The organism is Methylobacterium sp. 142-1Y (genome assembly GCF_057747795.1).
The window spans coordinates 1,155,194-1,172,655 of sequence record NZ_CM173224.1 but is presented as its reverse complement, the minus strand read 5'-3'; the positions used below and the strand labels follow the sequence as shown (position 1 = coordinate 1,172,655).

The following is a 17,462-nucleotide window of genomic DNA, read 5'->3' as shown; positions in this document are numbered from 1 at the left end:
GACACGCGCCGACCCTGTCCGGCGGGCCACAGGGCGGAGATTTTTACCCGGGACTAACCGTCATCTGCTGGTCTGGGACAGGAAGGTAACCTTTGATTCAAGCGGCCGTGATTCTTGGGCGAGATCGCGGTGCCATGATCGGCTGAACCGGACGGGGTGGACGCGCAGTGCGCAGGATGAAGACCATCGTCGACCTGTTCCGGGTCGATACCGGGAATTCCGACCTGATGCGGGCGCAGATGCAGGCCCTGCACAGCCAGGTTCCGCTGCTCTACGTCATCCTGGCGATCAACTCGACGGCCCTGGCGGTCACCTATCTCGGCGCGGCGCCGGACCGGCTCACCCTCTATCCGCTGGGTGCCCTCCTGGCCGTGTGCGCCTTGCGGCTCGGGCTGTGGCTGCGCCGGGCCCGGCAGCCGATCGACGAGACCCGGCTCGCCGCCAGGCTGTGGCTCACGGTCGTCCTCGCGGGCGTTCTCGCGGTCGGCTTCATGGCCTGGGGCTGCGCGCTCTTCGGGTACGGCGACGCCTACGCCCGGGCCCACATGCTGTTCTATGTCGGCACCACCACAATCGCCTGCGTGTTCTGCCTGGCGCAGCTGCGCGCGGCGGCCCTGCTGGTGACGGCGATCGTCACGATTCTCTTCTGCCTCCACGTCAGCAGCCTCGACAACCAGGTCATGCGGGCGATCGGCCTTAACCTGGTGATCGTCAGCGCCGCTCTGGCCTTCGTGATCCTCACCTATTACCGCGACTTCACCCGCCTGATCGGACAGCAGGTCGAGCTCGGGCGCCTGAGCCGGGAGAACCTGCGGCTCGCCAATCTCGACGTGCTCACCGAGCTGCCCAACCGCCGCAGCTTCTTCGCCTCCCTGGACCAGGCCGTGGCTGAGGCGGAGGCGGGGGCTGGGCCGTTCGTCGTCGGCCTGATCGATCTCGACGGGTTCAAGCCGGTGAACGACGCCCACGGGCACGGCGCGGGTGATGCCGTGCTGCAGGAGGTCGCCCGGCGCGTGCGGGACGTGGTGGGTGAGGCCGGCGTGGTGGCACGCATCGGCGGCGACGAGTTCGGCCTCGTCCTGCGCGGCACCGCGGCGCTCGCGACGACGGGCGAGGCGATCTGCGGTGCGCTCGCGGCGCCGTTCCGGCTGCCGAACGGCGGCAGCGCCCAGATCGGCGCGTCGATCGGCTTTGCCGCCTATCCGGAGGCGGGCCACAAGGCGGCCCAGCTGGTCGAGCGGGCCGATTACGCCCTGTACTACGCCAAGGCGCAGAGCCGCGGCGCCGCCGTGCTGTTCACCGAGGAGCACGAGCGGCTCCTGCGCACCCAGAGCGTGATCGAGCAGGCGCTGCGCCACGCCGACCTGTCCCGCGAGATGAGCCTGGTCTTCCAGCCGATCGTCGACGTGCGGCGCGGCCGCACCGTGGCGTTCGAGGCGCTGGCGCGCTGGACCAGCCCGGAGCTCGGCCCGGTCTCGCCTGCGGTGTTCGTGCCGATCGCCGAGCGCTCGGGCCTGATCACCCGCATCACCGCGGTGCTGTTCGGCCAGGCGCTGGCCGCCGCCCGGGCCTGGCCGGACCGGCTCGCCCTGTCCTTCAACCTGTCGATGGCGGATATCGCCTCGCCGCAGGCCGCCGCAGGCCTCGTCGCGGCCATCCGGGCGAGCGGACTGGAGCCGGAGCGGGTGATCCTGGAGGTGACCGAGACCGCGCTGATCCAGGACGTGGCGCAGGCCCAGACCGTACTCGAGACCCTGAAGGCCACCGGCATCGCCATCGCGCTCGACGATTTCGGCACCGGCTACTCGTCCCTGAGCTACGTCCACCGCCTGCCCCTCGACAAGCTCAAGATCGACCGCAGCTTCATCAGCGAGGTCACCACCGATCCGGCCAGCCGCGACATCGTCACGTCGATCGCCGCGCTCGCCCGCAACCTGAAGCTCGACTGTGTGGTGGAGGGGATCGAGACACCCGAGCAGGCCCGCCTGCTCGAAGGGCTCGGCTTCGTGCTGATGCAGGGCTACCATTTCCACCGGCCGATGGGCTTCTCCGACACCCTGCGCTACCTGGATTCCGAGGCGGTGCGGGCGATCCGGCCGGTCCAGGGGATCGCCCGCCAGCAAGCGGTCGCCTGACGGGGAAGCGGCCGCCCGTGAGGGAGGGACGGCCATGCTCACTTACGCGATCGGCGACATCCACGGCCGCGCGGATCTCCTGGCCCGCCTGCTCGCCCGGATCGAGGAGCACCGCGCCGGGCGCCCGCGCCGCCTGGTCTTCCTCGGCGACGCCGTCGACCGCGGGCCCGACAGCGCCGAGGTCATCGCGATCCTGCGTGACCTCCAGGCCGGCGAGCCGGAGGCGGTGACCTGCCTGATGGGCAACCACGAGGCGATGCTGCTCGACGCTGCCGCGGGTACGAACCTCGACCTGTGGCGGCTCAACGGCGCCGGCCCGACACTCGCCTCCTACGGCGTCACGCAGCCCTGCGACCTGCCGGCCGAGATCGTCGCCTGGATCGCCGCCCTGCCGACCCTGCACGGCGACGCGCGGCGCTGGTACGTCCATGGCGGCCTCGACCCGGCCCGGGGCGCCGAGGAGAGCGACCGCGAGACCCGGCTGTGGATGCGCGAGCCGTTCCTGTCCTCGGACCACGATTTCGGCCGCCACGTCGTGCACGGCCACACCCCGACGCGGGACGGCCGGCCGGAACTGCTGGTCCACCGCACCAACCTCGATACGGGCGCGGTGTTCGGCGGCCCGCTCACCGCCGGTATCTTCACCGACGGGCGGGAGCCGCCGGTGGAGGTGCTGGCGGTGCGGTAGGCGGCCGGAAGCGGCATCGCTGCTCTCGGCGGTGCCGACACCCTCGATGTCATCCCAGGACCGTGCAGCAGAATCCGGGTGTCGTCGTATGAAATGCGGCAAAATCAACAATCTAAGGAGCTTCGAGATTGCAACTCGGTCGTTAAATAAACTCAAATCGTTGCATAAATTCAAGCCGAAGCCACTTCCAATACTTAAGGGCTGTGAGTGATGTCGATCCGGGCTGCGTGGTCCACCGAGCGGTGCTGAATGCCCTGCCAGCCGGTCCAGCCGGTATACAGACCGACCAGCACGATCAGTACGGCCGAGGCATAGGGGGCCTGTCGGGCGAAGCTGCCGAACCCTGACCAGCGCGAGGCGACGTGCTCGACGCTCAGCGCCGCCAGGACGCCCGCCGAGACCATCGTGAGTGCCAGCCCGATGCTGAAGCACGCCACCAGGGCGAAGCCGAGGCTCAACTGCTTGAGTTGGATGCACAACAGCAGCACCGTGACCGCGGCCGGGCACGGGATCAGGCCGCCGGTCAGGCCGAACATGACGATCTGTCCGGTGGTCACGGTGCGGCCCGCGAAGCGACGCCGGATGTCGTCGGCATGGGCGCGGGCGTGGGCGTCGTCCTCGGTGCCGAGGTTCATGTGGTCGTGCTCCTCGAACGCAACCTCATGGTTTTCCACTCCAGCCGGTAGTTCGAGGTGGAGCCGGGCCGTGAAGGCGTGCGGCTCCGGGATTTCCTCCAGGCTTTCGAGAAAGTCGTCGTTGCGCACGAAGCCGAAGGTCTGCCGAGTTCCATCCGGGCGCCGAGTGACGATGCCCGCCGCCTCGGCCTCCGGCAGTGGACCGCGCTCGCTGCGGAGACGCCAGCGCGGCGGCACGCCGTCCTCGAACACCTCCAGCGTCAACAGCCCTTCCCGGGTTGTGATGTGGTGCCTCTCGTCATGGTGATGATGGTCGCGGTGCTGCCCGCTCCACGTGCGCCACGCCATCCAGAGGGCGACGCCGACGATCAAGACGGCCGACGCCAGTTGGAAGTACGGCTCGCTCGCCTCTCCGGCATATTGCTGGCCGAAAGACTGGCCGCCGAGCGCGATCGCCCACACGACCGCCGTGTGCGAGAGCGTTGCCGCCAACCCCAGCAAGACCGCCTGCATGACCGTCCCGCGCACGGCGATGATGAAGGCAGCCATCATCGTCTTGGAGTGGCCGGGTTCGAGGCCGTGCAGCGCACCAAGCAGGATCGCGGTCGGCGCGAACAGCCACGCGTGCGCCGTCCCCTGCTGAAGCAGGTCGGTCAAAGGGGTCATGGCACGGGCTTTCGTTACTTGAGGTAGGTCTTCACCACCTCGATCAGCTCGGCCGCACCCCTGGCGCGGTCGGCGTCCGGCTCGTTGTCCGGGTTCACGACGTGGTGGCGGATATGGTCTTCCATCAGCTCGGCAGTCAGCCCATTGATAGCCCCGCGCATCGAGGCGACCAGCATCAGCACATCGGCGCAGCCCAGCTCGGCCTCCAGGGCGCGCTCGACCGCCTCCGCCTGTCCTTTGATGCGGCGCACCCGCGCCAGCAGCTTGGTCTTTTCCTTGATCGTGTGGGCCATGGGGGCAGCTTTCGCTTCTGGGTGGATATATAGGGGGGTACCCTATAGCGTGTCGAGCACGAATTGCGCGACCGGGGCATGGAGGCCCCTGGCATGAAGAAGGACGACCCCTGCGTCGGGGTGTGCGCGTGGGATGGAAAGACCGGCTGGTGCCTGGGCTGTGGCCGAACCGTGCCGGAGATCAAGGCGTGGCGGAAGCTCACGCCGTATCGGCGTACCGCGCTCCTGCGCGATCTGCCGCGCCGGGTGGAACAGTCGAGCAAACAGCAGCCGGTCGAAGCGGCTCCAGCCGGGAAGGCGCGACGCTCGTAGGTCACACGTTGCGAGCGTGGCCAATGCCCTCATACCAATGGCCCAAGACGCTGACGCATCGATTCGATCTCGGGCAAGCCCGAGATCGACGGGGCCATTGACCCATCTCGAATTTTCGACACCAAGGCAAAGGCTTGGCGAGAATTCGAGAACGGAACCAAAGGTCGTTTCCAACGACCGTAGGTATCATACGAAATCCGGAAGATCACTTCCGGATTTCGTATCATCAGCCCGCGCGGCGCCTGAGCGAAGCCGCTTTCCGCATCGCGAAGCGATCAATCGGAAAGCGTATCATACCCGCTTCCTGCCCTCGACAGCCCGCCGCAAGGTCACGCTGACGAGGTTCGAACCCCGGCGGAAGCAGGCGGCGCGAGGGCGACTCATTCCGCCACGTACGCCGCCAGCTCCTCCGGCTCCCCGGTCGGAAACGTCTCCCGCAGGTGATCCAGGAAGGCGCAGACCCGGGCGCTGAGGAGCCGGCGCGACGGGTAGAGCGCCCAGAGCGCGATGTCCGATCCCGCCACGTCGCCCCAGGAGACCAGCCGGCCGGCGGCGAGGTCGTGGGCGACGAGGGAGACCGGCAGGCGCGCCGCGCCGAGGCCGGTGCGAACCGCGTCGCGGATCATCACCAGCGACGACAGGACCAGCACGGGCGCGACGGCGAGCGATGCGCCATCCGCCAGGGTCCAGACGGCCCGCTCCTCCGACCGCACCACCGCCGGGGCGTAGTCCCCTTGCGCCGGGCGGGTAAGGCCGGGGCTCGCCGCCACCACCATCCGGTCGCGCAGGAAGATCCGGCCGACCAGGGCCTCCTCCGGGACCGGGTTGACCCGGATCACCAGGTCGTAGCCCTCCTCGACCATGTCGACGGCTCGGTCCTCGGTCGTCACGCTGAGGCGGACCTCCGGGTATTTCAGCGCGAAGCCCGCCGCCACCTTGCCCATGGCGATCTGCGAGAACAGCAGCGGCGCGCTGATCCGCAGCCGGCCCCGGGCCCGGGCCCCGCCGGCCGCGATCGCCGCCGCGGCCTCGTCGATTTCGGTCAGGAGGGCGCCGGCTCGCTCGTGGAGGGCGCGCCCCTCCTCGGTCAGCGTCAGCACCCGGGCGCCGCGCTCGAACAGGCGCAAGGCGAGGTCGGCCTCCAGCTCCGCGACCCGGCGCGACAGGGTCGCCTTCGGCCGGCCGGAGGCGCGGGCGGCCCGCCCGAATCCGCCATGGCGGGCGACGAGGGTGAAGTCGGCAAGGGCGAGCAGGTCCATCCGTTCCACCAGCGAGACGGTGCGTCCAGATCGGACGCCTATCGGCTCGGATACGGATCGCTCATCCTCCGGCGGTGTTCAACGACGAATGCGGAGCAATCCCATGACGATCCTGGTGACGGGCGCCACCGGCACGGTCGGCCGCCACGTGGTCCGGCAACTGGCGCAACGCGGCGCCGATGTCCGCGCCCTCGTCCGCGACCCCGCGAAGGCCGATCTCCCGCCCGGCGTCGCGGTGGCGAAGGGTGACTTCCTCGACATCGATGCGATGCGCAGCGCGCTGTCGGGCGTCTCCACCCTGTTCCTGCTCAACGCGGTGGTGCCCGACGAGGTCACGCAGGCGCTGGTCGCCCTCAACCTCGCCCGCGAGGCGGGCATCCGGCGGGTGGTCTACCTGTCGGTCATCCACAGCGATCGGTTCGTGAACGTGCCCCATTTCGCCGGCAAGTTCGCCGTCGAGCGGATGATCGAGGGCATGGTGTCCGAGGGACGGGGGTTCGAGGCCACCATCCTGCGCCCGGCCTACTTCATCGACAACGACCGCACGGTGGCCGACATGGTGCTGCAGCACGGGGTCTACCCGATGCCGCTCGGCCACAAGGGCCTGGCGATGATCGACGCGCGCGACATCGGCGAGATCGCGGCCCTGGCGCTGATCCGCCGCGAGCAGGGTGCGGGGCCGCTCGACCGCCTCACCCTCGTCGGGCCCGAGACGCTGACCGGGCCGAACGTCGCGGGACTCTGGTCGGAGGTGCTCGGCCGCCCGATCGCCTATGGCGGCGACGACACGGCCGGGTTCGAGCGGAACCTGCGGGCCGTCATGCCGCCCTGGATGGCCTTCGACATGCGCCTGATGGCCGAGCGCTTCCAGGCCGACGGGATGATTCCGGAGGCGGGCGACCGCGAGCGCCTGACCGCGCTGCTGGGGCGCCCGCTGCACGGCTACCGCGACTTCGCCGCCGCCGTCGCGGCCGCCGCCTGACCTCGCCCGTCGGCGGGCGACGGTGGAAACCCGGATATGGCGGTGCGAGAGTGGGGAATGGTTCCTCCTCTCCCCGTCCGGTGGGTCGTCATCGGCAATAGCGGCTCGGGCAAGAGCACTCTGGCCGCGCGCCTGGGCACGGCCCTGTCCGTGCCGGTCCACGACCTCGATCTCGTCCACTGGCATCCCGACGGAGGCAAGCGCGACGAGGACGAGGCCAGGGCGCGCGTCGCCGGGATCGCGGCGACCGAGGCCTGGATCGTCGAGGGCGTCTACGGCTGGCTGTCCCAGGTCGCCCTGGCGCGGGCGACGACGCTGGTCTGGCTCGATCTCCCGTGGGAGGCGTGCCGGGACGGCCTGCTCGCCCGCGGCCTGCGGCGCGGCATGACACTGGACGACCAGAGGGACCTGCTGGCCTGGGCGCAGGACTATTGGGCCCGGACCACCTCCTCGTCGTTCACCGGCCACCGGCGGATTCATGATGCCTTTGCCGGCACGAAGGTCCACCTGTGCACGCGCGACGAGGCGGCGGCCTTCATGGCCTGATGGCCCGGGATGGGCGGGGCTGTCCGGGGAAAGCCGTAGCGCGCGATCGGGGCTACCGCATGCGGATCAGCCGCTCCTTCAATCCCGCCGGATACAAGGGCAGGCCGCCCGGACGATCGAGCGCATCGATGGCGAACCACGCGGCGCGGCACGGCTCGCCGTCGTCTTCGCGAAACGCGATGGGCTCCATGTCGGACAAGCATCCCTCGGGCAGGCGGATCTCGAACAGGGCGACGATCTCGTGGCCGACATGCCCGTGATGGGTGTAGATGCTCTCCAGGAAGACGGGCGGCCCGACGGTCTCCACGTCGAGGCCGAGCTCTTCCCGGAATTCCCGGATGACGGCGGCCTGCGCCGTCTCCCCGAACGCGACGCCGCCGCCGAGCGGCCGGACGCCCTTGAGGCTGCCGTCGTCGTTCGAGACTTCCGCGGCGAGCAGGCGGTCGCCGCGCCGGGGCAGGCCCAGAGCCTTGAACCGGATCCGCGCCTCGGGGCGCCAGACGCTCATCCGACCTCTCCCTCCGCCCACCATGCCCGCGCCGACCGGCGGCTCCCGGCTCAGTCCCGCCCCCGCCCCACCAACCAGGCCGGATCGAACCAGCGGTCGGCCTCGCCGTCATAGGGCAGGCGGGTGATGTCCCATTGCTGGATGAACGGCGCATAGACGTTCCAGACCGCGATGCCGCCGCCGACATAGATGCGCCGGCCGGGATAGCGCGCCAGCACCGCCCGCGGGTCCTCGTGCGAGCGGATGATCGCGATGGTGCGGTCCTGGTAGGCGAAGTCCGGCACCGCCTCGATGGTCTTCGGCCCGGCGATCAGCACGTGCCCCTGCGTCACGGCGAAGAAGCGCGTCACGTCCTCGACGTAGAGCGGATCGGCGTTGCCCTCCCAGGGCAGCCGCCCGTGGAGGCCGAGCTGGCCCCGCTGCCCGATGGCGCACATCGCCCGCACGTCGATCATCGGCCTCGACCCTCCCCGGCCCCGCAACCCGGCCCCCTGATAGCCCGCCCGCCGGGCGGAGGGCCAGCCGGCCGAAGGGCGGGGGCTCACGATCAGGGAATGCCGGCCTCCGCGCCCTCCGGCAGCGCGCTCGCCGGCATCGGCTTGCCGTACAGGTAGCCCTGGAGCTGGGTGCAGCCCTCCCGGTGCAGGCAGGCGGCCTGCTCGGGCGTCTCGACGCCCTCCGCCGTGGTGGCGATGCCGAGGCTGCGGCTGAGCCCGGTGATCGCCTGCACCACCGCCAGGGCCTCGCGGCTGTCGCAGAGCTCGCGCACGAAGGTCCGGTCGATCTTGATCTTGTCGAACCGGAACGCGCACAGGTAGCTCAGGGACGAATAGCCGGTACCGAAATCGTCGAGCGCGATCCGCGTCCCGAGCTGCTTGAGCTGTCCCAGCAGCGCCAGGTTGTTCGACGAGGCGTCGAGCAGGACCGATTCGGTGATCTCCAGCTCGAGCCGGGCGGCGGGCAGGCCGGAGGCGGCGAGCGCCGAGGCGACCTGCGCCGCCAGCGCCGCGTTTCGGAACTGCACCGGCGACAGGTTGACGGCGACGCTGCGGCCGCTCGTCCAGCAGCTCGCCTCCCGGCACGCCTCGTGCAGCACGAAGGCACCGATCTCGTGGATCATCCCGGTCTCCTCGGCGACCGGGATGAAGTCGAGGGGCGAGATCGGGCCGCGTAACGGGTGGTGCCAGCGCAGGAGTGCCTCGTACCCGACGGTCGCGCCGTCCTCCGCCCGGACGATCGGCTGGTAGTGAAGGCCGAGCTCGCGCCGGGTGATCGCCCCCCGCAGGTCGGTCTCGATCAGGCGGCGGTAGCGGGCCGCGGCCGCGAGCGCACCGTGGAAGCGCACGGACCGGCCGCCGCCCGTGCGCTTCGCCTCGTCGAGCGCGAGGTCGGCGCTGCGCAGGAGCCCGTCGGCGCCGTCGGCGTCGGCAGGCGCGAGGGCGAGGCCGATGCTGAGGCCGGCCTCGATCCGCTGGCCGTCGATCTCGATCGGCTCGCGCATCGCCGCGATCAGGCGCTCGGCCAGGGCCTCCGCCTCCGCTTCCGCCGCGAGGAGTGGGGCGACGACCGCGAACTCATCGCCGCCGAGGCGCGCCAGGGTGTCGCCCGGGCGCAAGGCCTCCTGGATGCGCCTGGCGACGGCGCGCAGCAGCTGGTCGCCGACCGGATGGCCGAGGGTGTCGTTGATGCACTTGAGGTCGTCGAGGTCGAGGCACAGCACCGCCGTGCCGGTTCCCGCCGCGTCCTTGCCCGCTGCGCCGTAGGCGGCCAGGGCCTCGTCGAGCCGCTGCCGGAACAGCTCGCGGTTGGGCAGGCCGGTCAGCGCGTCGTGATGGGCGAGATGGTGGATCCGCACGCTCGCGGCATGCGCCTCGCTGACGTCCTCGGCGATGAGCAGGCCGTGGAGCGGCTGCTCGCCGGTCCCGGCGATCGCCAGGGCGCGCATCCGGAGCGTGCGCGAGCCCCAGGCGGTCGTGACCGGCGCCTCGAGGGTGACGGCGGAGGCGGACGGGCTGCCGGCGGCCGCGAGGGCGGTCTTCAGCAGTGCGGCGAGGGTGGCCGGCAGCACCGCCTCCGCCGGCCGGCCGACCAGCTCGCCGGTGCAGCCGCAGAGCAGAAGCTCCGCCTGGCGGTTGGCGAGCCGGATCAGTCCCGTCGCCGCGTCCTGCACGACGACGCTCGACGGGATGGTGGCGACCACGCTGTCGAGGAAGGCCGTCGTCGCGGCCAGGTGGTCGCGGTGGCGCTCGGCGACTTCCTTGGCCTCCAGGAGTTGCAGTTCCTGCGCCCGCTTGTCGGTGCGGTCGCGGGTGATCTTGGCGAAGCCGAGGAGGCGACCGTCCTCGTCGCGGATCGCGTCGATGACGACGAAGGCCCAGAACCGGGTGCCGTCGCGGCGCAGGCGCCAGCCCTCGGTCTCGAAGCGTCCGGTCTCCCGGGCCTCGTGCAGGCCGGCCTCGGGCAATCCCGCCGCCCGATCCTCCGGGGTGTAGAGGCATGCGAAGTGCCGTCCGACGATCTCGTCGCCGGTATACCCCTTGGTGCGTTCCGCCCCGGCGTTCCAGTTCGCCACGATCCCATCCGGATCGAGCATGAAGATCGCGTAATCCGTCACGCCCTGGACGAGCAGCCGGTACATGACGTCGGTGCTTGCGGTCACGGCTGGCCGTCCCGTCTGCGGCCGGGCCCCGATGGGCCCAGTGTGATGAGGTTTTCCCAGTATCCGAGTTGGGCGGAGGGCCCCTAATTCAGTGTTAAATTTCGCTGCCGCAACGACCGAAACGGCCGAGACAGCACGAGAGTCCGCATCTCGAATTTTGCAATGAGCGATGAATGTTCAGACGATCCTTGATGCTTCTGCGGCGAGCATAAAATGCGCAATCCCGCCGCAGGCCTGTCCGTGTCGAGACGAGGCGGGCCCGCCCGACGGGACAGGCGCGCGCCCGACCGCCGAGGGAGTGTCGTCCCGGACGGCGATGCCGGTCGTGACGACACGCGGCGGCTTTTGGCTCAGGCCGGCTTCTGCGGCGTCAGCACCCGGCCGGTCGGGAAGTCGAAGATCGTCCCGCTCTCGGTCCAGTCCGGGCTCGCGAGCCGCACGATGTGGGGCGCCAGGTCCTCCGGGGTGCGCAGGGTCTCCGGATCCTCGCCCGGCATCGCGGCCTTGCGCATCGCGGTGCGCAGGGGGCCGGGATTGAGCAGCATCGCCCGCACCGGCGTCGTCTCGGTCTCAGCCGCGTAGGTCCGCACCAGGGCTTCCAGCGCCGCCTTCGACACCGCGTAGGGGCCCCAATAGGCCCGGCACGACGAGGCCGCGCCGGAGGTGACGAACACCGCCCGCCCGGCATCGGAGCGGCGCAGCAGCGGGTCGAGGGAGCGGATCAGGCGCCAGTTCGCCGTGACGTTCACGTCCATGACGCTCGACCAGACCTTCGGGTCGACGTGCCCGAGCGGCATCAGCTTGCCGAGCACGCCGGCATTGCCGACGAGCACGTCGAGCCGGCCCCAGCGCTCGTGGATCGCGGCGCCGAGGCGGTCGATGGCGTCGTAGTCGCACAGGTCCAGGGGGACGAGGGTGGCGGAGCCGCCCGCCGCCCGCACGGCATCGTCGAGATCCTCGAGGGCGCCTTGCGTGCGGGCGACCGCGATCACGTGGGCGCCGGCCGCGGCCAGCGCCAGGGCCGCCGCGCGGCCGATGCCGCGCGAGGCCCCGGTAACGACCGCGATGCGGTCGGCGAGGGGTTTTGGGGGGAGGAGGGTGTCGGACATCGGGTCAGCGGGCCTTGGGCTCAGTCGGCCTCGGCGAGGATCGCCATCCGGCGCGGCGAGGCGACCGCGAGGTCGGTCAGCGCCGTTGGGTAATCGCCAGTGAAGCAATGGTCGGTGTATTGCGGGCAGGAGGCGTTGCGGCCCTCCTCGCCCATCGCCCGGTACAGCCCCTCGATCGACAGGAAGGCGAGCGAGTCGGCGCCGATATACTGGCGCATGCTCTCCAGGTCGTGGGTGGCAGCGAGCAGCTTCTCCTTCTCCGGCGTGTCGATGCCGTAGAAGTCGGGATGGGTGATCGGCGGCGAGGCGATGCGGAAATGCACCTCGCGGGCGCCGGCCTCGCGCATCATCCGGACGATCTTCACCGAGGTGGTGCCGCGCACCAGGCTGTCGTCGACGAGCACGATCCGCTTGCCCTCGACCGCCGCGCGGTTGGCCGAGTGCTTCATCCGCACGCCGAGCTCGCGCACCGACTGGGTCGGCTGGATGAAGGTGCGGCCGACATAGTGGTTGCGGATGATCCCGAGCTCGTAGGGCAGCCCGGTCTGCTGGGCGTAGCCGAGCGCCGCCGGCACGCCGGAATCCGGCACCGGGATGATGATATCGGCCTCGGCCGGCGATTCCTTCGCCAGCTCGACGCCGATGTTCTTGCGCACCGAGTAGACGTTCTTGCCGTTGACGACCGAATCGGGACGGGCGAAGTAGATGTACTCGAAGATACAGGGACGCAAGGGTTGCGCCCGGGCGAAGCGGATCGACTCGATGCCCTCTTCCGAGATCACCACCATCTCGCCGTTCTCGACGTCGCGCACGAAGCGGGCGCCAATGATGTCGAGGGCACAGGTCTCGGAGGCCAGGATGTAGCGGCCGTCGAGTTCGCCGAGCACCAGCGGGCGGATGCCGAGGGGATCGCGGGCGCCGATCAGCTTCTTGTTGGTCATCATCACGAGGGCGTAGGCGCCCTCGATCTGGCGCAGGGCATCCATCACCCGGTCGACGATGCGGACATGGCGCGAGCGGGCGACGAGGTGGAGGATCGCTTCCGTATCGGAGGTCGACTGGCAGATGGCGCCGTCGCGCACGAGTTGCCGGCGCAGCAAGAGGCCGTTGGTCAGGTTGCCGTTATGGGCGACCGAGAGCCCGCCGGTCTCGAGCTCGGCGAAGAGCGGCTGCACGTTGCGCAGGATCGTCTCGCCGGTGGTCGAGTAGCGGACGTGGCCGATCGCGGTCTCGCCCTTCAGGCGCTCGATCGTGGCGAGGTCGGAGAACGAATCGCCGACGAGGCCCATGCGGCGCTCGGAATGGAACACCCGGCCGTCGAACGACACGATGCCGGCCGCCTCCTGGCCGCGATGCTGCAGGGCGTGCAGACCGAGCGCGACGATCGCCGAGGCATCGGGATGGCCGTAGATGCCGAAGACCCCGCATTCCTCGCGTAAGGTATCGCCGTCGAGGTCGAGATCGCCGCCGAACGCCTCGTTCGCCCCGGGAGCACCCCGGAAGGTTTCGCTGCGTGCTGACATGATGAGAAGCCCCTGGTGGCCGGTCACCGCACGGCCTCGCCTCGCCGACCCCGCGCACCGACACCATCCGCGCGCGGGCCTGATTCACCCCGGGAGGCAGGTTTCGGGCCGCCCGCATCCGAAGCGTCGCGTCCGATCGTTTGCCTCACCGCCGGCTATGTAAACGCTGCCTTCGGCGGAACCAAGGCGTCAAACCTGCGTTGCGCGGCCTACCTCACATGCAAAGGGCGCCGGTCGGGCGCCCTTGCAACATCCTGGTGAACGGTCCGTGGCCCGGCTTCAGCGGCGCGGGCTGGCATCGGTCCGGCGCTGGGGCGGGGCATCGGCCTCGGCCGGCGCGTCGGTGCCCGGATCGGTCTCGGGCTTGGGCTTGCGGAACTGCTTGAGCAGGCCTTCCGGATTGTCCGGCAGCATCGCCACCAGCTTCTGGCCGCTATTCTCCAGGATCTCGCGGCTGCGGGCCTGCTGGGCCCAGTCCGGCACCTTGCCCTGGACCAGCCAGGCCAGGAACACCCAGCCGATGACGCAGATCAGGAAGCCGCGGGCCGCCCCGAAGGCGAGGCCGAGGCTGCGGTCGACCGCGCCGATGCGCGAATCGAGGATCAGGTCCGAGATCTTCACGGTGATCACCGAGACCACCAGCAGGGTGACGAGGAAGATCGCGGCGATCGATGCCACCAGCGAGACGGTGTCGCTGGAGACATGCTGCTTCACGGTCGGCAGCAGCAGCGGGTGCAGGTACCAGGCGAGGCCGGCCGCCGCGACCCAGGCCACGATCGCCAGCACCTCGCGCGTGAAGCCCCGCACCGCCGCGAGCAACGCGGAGATGACGACGACACCCAGCACGACGAGATCGAGAACGGAGAACGGCATCGGCAGGAACAGGTTCGGGGGCGTGCGCGTTGGCTCGGGTCGCGGCTGCCCTTCACCGCCGGGGTTGTATACGCTGCCCGAGCCGATCCGTCACCCTGCCCTCGGCAGGGCCTGTGCCGTGACGCGAGGCGGGGCCCGTTCGGACCGATCGACCGGTTCTTCCACCCGCGACCTCATCTCGGCAATGGGCAGGTTCTCAAACATCCTCGTCGTCATAGGCCGGCATGCGCTGCTGCTGGCGCCGCCCGCCCCGGACCGGCTTGCCGCTGGCGGCGACGCCCGCCACGAGGTCGGCGATGTGGCGCAAGGATTCCGCCGGAAACCCTGTTCCCGATCCGTCGCGGCCGGTGCCGTCGCGGCCGATTCCCTCTCGACCTTGTGGCATCAGCGCCTTGGCAAAGCCCAGCTTCTGCGCCTCCTTCAGCCGCGCGGGCGCCTGCGCCACCGGCCGGATCGCCCCCGACAAGCCGACCTCGCCGAAATACACCGCGTCCGACGGCAGGGCCGAGCCCGAGAGCGAGGAGACCAGGGCGGCGGCCACCGCGAGGTCGGCGGCGGGTTCGCTGATGCGTAACCCCCCCGCGACGTTGAGATAGACGTCGTGGCCACCCAAGCGGATGCCGCCATGGGCCTCCAGCACCGCCAGCACCATCGACAGGCGGTTCGGGTCCCAGCCGACCACCGCGCGCCGCGGCATGCCGAGTGCGGACGGCGCCACCAGGGCCTGGATCTCGACGAGGAGCGGCCGCGTGCCCTCCATCCCGGCGAAGACCGCGGTGCCCGGCGCCGCAAGGTCGCGCCCGGCGAGAAAGAGGGCGGAGGGGTTCGGCACCTCGGCCAAGCCCCCGTCGGTCATCTCGAACACCCCGATCTCGTCGGTGGGGCCGAAGCGGTTCTTGACCGCGCGCAGGATGCGGAAATGGTGGCCCTGGTCGCCTTCGAACGAGGCCACCGCATCGACCATGTGCTCGACGACGCGGGGGCCGGCGATCTGCCCGTCCTTGGTGACGTGGCCGACCAGGATCACGGCGGTGCCGGAGGTCTTGGCGAAGCGGATCAGGCTCTGGGCCGAGCCGCGCACCTGGGTCACCGTGCCGGGGGCCGATTCGACCGTCTCGGTCCACATCGTCTGGATCGAGTCGATGATCGCCAGCGCCGGCGGCTTGCCCTGGCTCAAGGTGGCGACGATGTCCTCGACATTGGTCTCGGCGGCGAGTTCGACGGGGGCGCTCGCGAGACCCAGCCGCTCGGCCCGCAGGCGCACCTGGCCCACCGCCTCCTCGCCCGAGATGTAGGCGACGCGCTCACCCCGTTTCGCCAGCGCGGCGGAAGCCTGCATCAGCAGCGTCGACTTGCCGATGCCGGGATCGCCGCCGAGCAGGATCACCGAGCCGCGCACGAAGCCGCCGCCCGTCACCCGGTCGAGCTCGGCGATGCCCGACGAGGTGCGCGGCGCCTCCTTGACCTCGCCGGTCAGCCCTTCGAGCGGGAAGATGCGTCCCCGCGCCCGGCTCGGCCGGGTCGCGACCGGGCCGGAGACCGGGCTTGCCGCGCCGGTCTCCTCGACGATCGTGTTCCAGCCGTTGCAGGCCTCGCAGCGGCCGCGCCAGCGATTGTAGACCGCGCCGCAGGACTGGCAGGCGAAGGTCTGGTGGTTCTTCGCCATCGGCGGCTGATCTCCGGGGCTGAAGGCCGCGCGCCGGCCTCCTGGGTGTGTTCCTGATATGTCCCGAGGGGCACGCCGTTGCAACCGCGCGCCAGCGACCGTTCAGACACGAACCCGCCGCGCTCGCGTCCCAATCCCCGGCGAAAGCCAGGCCTTATCGTGACGATGGATGCGGATGATGGCCCGGACCGGTCGACCTTACCACTACGACCGCGTCCAGCGCGGCTTCCACTGGCTCATGGCGGCGCTGATCGTGGTGGCGCTCGGGCTTGGCATCTACGCCGCCTGGCAGGTGCCCGGCACCTCGCCGCGGCGCGAGATCCTCGACATCCACAAGTCGATCGGCCTGACGGTGCTGCTGCTCCTGCCGCTCCGCTTCGTCTGGCGGCTCGTCGCCGGCGAGCCGGCCTATCGTGCGCCGCCGTCGCGCCACGCCCACATCGCCGCGACGCTGGCGCATCTGACCCTCTACGCCCTGATGCTGCTCTTGCCCGTCAGCGGCTACGTCTATTCGGCGGCGGGCGGCTACGGCCTGCCGTGGTTCGGCGTCTTCTCGTTCCCGCGCCTCGTGCCGGTCGACAAGGCTTTGTCGCAGGCGGGCTACGGCGCGCATTACTGGATCGCCTGGGGGCTCGGGATCGTGCTCGGCCTTCATGTCCTCGCCGTGGCCTGGCACGCCTGGATCCGCCGCGACGAGGTGATGGGGCGGATGTGGCCGGGGCGGGTGGGCGGGGATGAGGCGCGGTCGGCGTGATGTGATTCGATACGAGTAAAGCGCAGGTGCCCTCCTCTCCCCGCGGGCGGGGAGAGGGCTGCGAACCCCTTGTCGGGTTCGCAGCGAGCCCGCAGGGCGGGGGTGAGGGGGAAGTGCCGAATGTGGCTCCTCCGGAAACACCCCCTCACCCTCGCTCCGGCTGCGCCTGCGCTTGCTGCTGACCCGACGAGGGGTCAGCAGCCCTCTCCCCGCCCGCGGGGAGAGGAGAAATACGCGCCATATCCGTCCAGGCACCGGCGGAAAACGCATTCTCCACCAACGCCCCCACCCGATCCGCCACCAGCGCCTCGTCGAACAGGATGCGGAAGAGAATCGGCGCGATGACCCGGTCCAGCACCCTGTCGAGATCCGGAAACGCCTCGCCCCGCGCCGCCGCGCGCTCGGCGATGACGGCGATCTGCTGCCGGGCATAGCCGCAGCAGCGCCGGGGGCCGGCCTCGCCATCGGCGGCGAGCACGTCGCGGATCATCTCGCGGCCGAGCTGCGAGGCCATCTCCTCGGCATATTGCTCGGCCCAGGCCAGGAGGTCGCCGCGGCCGCTGCCGGTCTCGACCGGCACCATGTCCGGCCGCAGCCGCTCGACCGCCACGTCGGCGAGCAGGTCGTTCAACTCGCCCCAGCGCCGGTAGATCGTCGAGGGCGTGACGCCGGCCTCCGCGGCGACCAGCGGGATCGTCACCGCGGCGCGGTCCATCCGGGCAAGGAGATCCCGCGTGGCACGATGGACCGAGGCTTGGACCCGTGCGCTGCGCCCGCCCGGGCGCGGCCCTCCCTCCCGCTCCGCCATCCCACCCTCCAAACGCAAAGAATTTGCTTTTAGCCCGCCGGAGCGC

At 70.5% G+C, this 17,462-nt stretch carries 17 protein-coding genes; 6 read left to right on the top strand and 11 right to left on the bottom strand.

The features are described from left to right. Positions 1-176 precede the first annotated feature (176 nt). Complete coding sequence (locus AC3AOF_RS05555; RefSeq protein ID WP_488347904.1) at positions 177-2,135, top strand: putative bifunctional diguanylate cyclase/phosphodiesterase; 1,959 nt, start codon at positions 177-179, stop codon at positions 2,133-2,135. Positions 2,136-2,169: 34 nt separating this feature from the next. Continuing rightward, positions 2,170-2,823 carry a metallophosphoesterase family protein gene (locus AC3AOF_RS05550; RefSeq protein WP_488347903.1) on the top strand — a complete coding sequence of 218 codons (654 nt, stop codon included), beginning with the start codon at positions 2,170-2,172 and terminating at the stop codon, positions 2,821-2,823. A gap of 194 nt (positions 2,824-3,017) precedes the next feature. Here AC3AOF_RS05550 and AC3AOF_RS05545 read toward each other — a convergent pair whose 3' ends face one another. Both AC3AOF_RS05545 and AC3AOF_RS05540 read right to left on the bottom strand, forming a co-directional pair. Further along, positions 3,018-4,124: a nickel/cobalt efflux transporter gene (locus AC3AOF_RS05545; RefSeq protein WP_488347902.1), complete on the bottom strand. Its 1,107-nt coding sequence runs from the start codon at positions 4,122-4,124 to the stop codon at positions 3,018-3,020. Between the two features lie 14 nt (positions 4,125-4,138). Continuing rightward, a complete protein-coding gene (locus AC3AOF_RS05540; RefSeq protein WP_236991721.1) occupies positions 4,139-4,417 on the bottom strand; it encodes a metal/formaldehyde-sensitive transcriptional repressor in 279 nt (92 codons plus the stop codon). A gap of 93 nt (positions 4,418-4,510) precedes the next feature. Between AC3AOF_RS05540 and AC3AOF_RS05535 the strand changes: the two genes are divergently transcribed. Next, positions 4,511-4,729, top strand: a complete 219-nt coding sequence (locus tag AC3AOF_RS05535; protein WP_488347901.1) for a DUF1289 domain-containing protein — start codon at positions 4,511-4,513, stop codon at positions 4,727-4,729. Positions 4,730-5,109: 380 nt separating this feature from the next. On the opposite strand, the gene AC3AOF_RS05530 is transcribed toward AC3AOF_RS05535, so the two are convergent. Next, positions 5,110-5,988, bottom strand: a complete 879-nt coding sequence (locus AC3AOF_RS05530; RefSeq protein WP_236991723.1) for a LysR family transcriptional regulator — start codon at positions 5,986-5,988, stop codon at positions 5,110-5,112. A 103-nt stretch (positions 5,989-6,091) separates the two neighbouring features. On the opposite strand from AC3AOF_RS05530, the gene AC3AOF_RS05525 reads away from it, so the two are divergent. After that, on the top strand, positions 6,092-6,970 hold the full coding sequence (locus tag AC3AOF_RS05525) for an SDR family oxidoreductase (RefSeq protein WP_236991724.1): 879 nt from the start codon (positions 6,092-6,094) through the stop codon (positions 6,968-6,970). Between the two features lie 57 nt (positions 6,971-7,027). Continuing rightward, a complete protein-coding gene (locus AC3AOF_RS05520; RefSeq protein ID WP_488347900.1) occupies positions 7,028-7,516 on the top strand; it encodes a P-loop NTPase family protein in 489 nt (162 codons plus the stop codon). Positions 7,517-7,568: 52 nt separating this feature from the next. Here AC3AOF_RS05520 and AC3AOF_RS05515 read toward each other — a convergent pair whose 3' ends face one another. From AC3AOF_RS05515 to radA, 7 genes are all read right to left on the bottom strand, one after another. After that, entirely contained in the window at positions 7,569-8,024 is a 456-nt protein-coding gene (locus AC3AOF_RS05515) for an NUDIX hydrolase (protein WP_236991726.1), read from the bottom strand. 50 nt (positions 8,025-8,074) lie between these two features. Further along, positions 8,075-8,479, bottom strand: a complete 405-nt coding sequence (locus AC3AOF_RS05510) for a dihydrofolate reductase family protein (protein ID WP_236991727.1) — start codon at positions 8,477-8,479, stop codon at positions 8,075-8,077. A 92-nt stretch (positions 8,480-8,571) separates the two neighbouring features. Next, positions 8,572-10,683 carry a sensor domain-containing protein gene (locus AC3AOF_RS05505; protein ID WP_488347899.1) on the bottom strand — a complete coding sequence of 704 codons (2,112 nt, stop codon included), beginning with the start codon at positions 10,681-10,683 and terminating at the stop codon, positions 8,572-8,574. Between the two features lie 350 nt (positions 10,684-11,033). Next, positions 11,034-11,792, bottom strand: coding sequence for an SDR family NAD(P)-dependent oxidoreductase (locus AC3AOF_RS05500; RefSeq protein WP_236991729.1), 759 nt, complete (start codon positions 11,790-11,792; stop codon positions 11,034-11,036). Positions 11,793-11,812: 20 nt separating this feature from the next. Next, on the bottom strand, positions 11,813-13,315 hold the full coding sequence (gene purF, locus AC3AOF_RS05495) for an amidophosphoribosyltransferase (protein ID WP_488347898.1): 1,503 nt from the start codon (positions 13,313-13,315) through the stop codon (positions 11,813-11,815). Between the two features lie 279 nt (positions 13,316-13,594). Further along, positions 13,595-14,188 carry a CvpA family protein gene (locus tag AC3AOF_RS05490; RefSeq protein WP_488347897.1) on the bottom strand — a complete coding sequence of 198 codons (594 nt, stop codon included), beginning with the start codon at positions 14,186-14,188 and terminating at the stop codon, positions 13,595-13,597. A gap of 196 nt (positions 14,189-14,384) precedes the next feature. After that, the gene (gene radA / locus AC3AOF_RS05485; protein WP_488347896.1) at positions 14,385-15,854 is read right to left on the bottom strand and encodes a DNA repair protein RadA; all 1,470 of its coding nucleotides are present in this window, start codon (positions 15,852-15,854) and stop codon (positions 14,385-14,387) included. Between the two features lie 175 nt (positions 15,855-16,029). On the opposite strand from radA, the gene AC3AOF_RS05480 reads away from it, so the two are divergent. Beyond that, a complete protein-coding gene (locus tag AC3AOF_RS05480) occupies positions 16,030-16,608 on the top strand; it encodes a cytochrome b (protein WP_236991733.1) in 579 nt (192 codons plus the stop codon). A 145-nt stretch (positions 16,609-16,753) separates the two neighbouring features. Here the strand turns inward: AC3AOF_RS05480 and AC3AOF_RS05475 are convergent, their stop codons facing one another. Continuing rightward, positions 16,754-17,416, bottom strand: coding sequence for a TetR/AcrR family transcriptional regulator (locus tag AC3AOF_RS05475; RefSeq protein ID WP_442919313.1), 663 nt, complete (start codon positions 17,414-17,416; stop codon positions 16,754-16,756). Between the last annotated feature and the right edge of the window lie 46 nt (positions 17,417-17,462).

What these genes read in the sequence shown, in the direction of transcription:
- AC3AOF_RS05545 (WP_488347902.1), bottom strand. Translation starts at nt 4,124, where the DNA reads ATGACCCCTTTGACCGACCTGCTTCAGCAGGGGACGGCGCACGCGTGG.
- AC3AOF_RS05535 (WP_488347901.1), top strand. Translation starts at nt 4,511, where the DNA reads ATGAAGAAGGACGACCCCTGCGTCGGGGTGTGCGCGTGGGATGGAAAG.
- radA (WP_488347896.1), bottom strand. Translation starts at nt 15,854, where the DNA reads ATGGCGAAGAACCACCAGACCTTCGCCTGCCAGTCCTGCGGCGCGGTC.
- AC3AOF_RS05480 (WP_236991733.1), top strand. Translation starts at nt 16,030, where the DNA reads ATGATGGCCCGGACCGGTCGACCTTACCACTACGACCGCGTCCAGCGC.
- AC3AOF_RS05510 (WP_236991727.1), bottom strand. Translation starts at nt 8,479, where the DNA reads ATGATCGACGTGCGGGCGATGTGCGCCATCGGGCAGCGGGGCCAGCTC.
- AC3AOF_RS05525 (WP_236991724.1), top strand. Translation starts at nt 6,092, where the DNA reads ATGACGATCCTGGTGACGGGCGCCACCGGCACGGTCGGCCGCCACGTG.
- AC3AOF_RS05540 (WP_236991721.1), bottom strand. Translation starts at nt 4,417, where the DNA reads ATGGCCCACACGATCAAGGAAAAGACCAAGCTGCTGGCGCGGGTGCGC.
- AC3AOF_RS05520 (WP_488347900.1), top strand. Translation starts at nt 7,028, where the DNA reads ATGGTTCCTCCTCTCCCCGTCCGGTGGGTCGTCATCGGCAATAGCGGC.
- AC3AOF_RS05490 (WP_488347897.1), bottom strand. Translation starts at nt 14,188, where the DNA reads ATGCCGTTCTCCGTTCTCGATCTCGTCGTGCTGGGTGTCGTCGTCATC.
- AC3AOF_RS05500 (WP_236991729.1), bottom strand. Translation starts at nt 11,792, where the DNA reads ATGTCCGACACCCTCCTCCCCCCAAAACCCCTCGCCGACCGCATCGCG.
- AC3AOF_RS05475 (WP_442919313.1), bottom strand. Translation starts at nt 17,416, where the DNA reads ATGGCGGAGCGGGAGGGAGGGCCGCGCCCGGGCGGGCGCAGCGCACGG.
- AC3AOF_RS05515 (WP_236991726.1), bottom strand. Translation starts at nt 8,024, where the DNA reads ATGAGCGTCTGGCGCCCCGAGGCGCGGATCCGGTTCAAGGCTCTGGGC.
- AC3AOF_RS05550 (WP_488347903.1), top strand. Translation starts at nt 2,170, where the DNA reads ATGCTCACTTACGCGATCGGCGACATCCACGGCCGCGCGGATCTCCTG.
- AC3AOF_RS05530 (WP_236991723.1), bottom strand. Translation starts at nt 5,988, where the DNA reads ATGGACCTGCTCGCCCTTGCCGACTTCACCCTCGTCGCCCGCCATGGC.
- AC3AOF_RS05555 (WP_488347904.1), top strand. Translation starts at nt 177, where the DNA reads ATGAAGACCATCGTCGACCTGTTCCGGGTCGATACCGGGAATTCCGAC.
- purF (WP_488347898.1), bottom strand. Translation starts at nt 13,315, where the DNA reads ATGTCAGCACGCAGCGAAACCTTCCGGGGTGCTCCCGGGGCGAACGAG.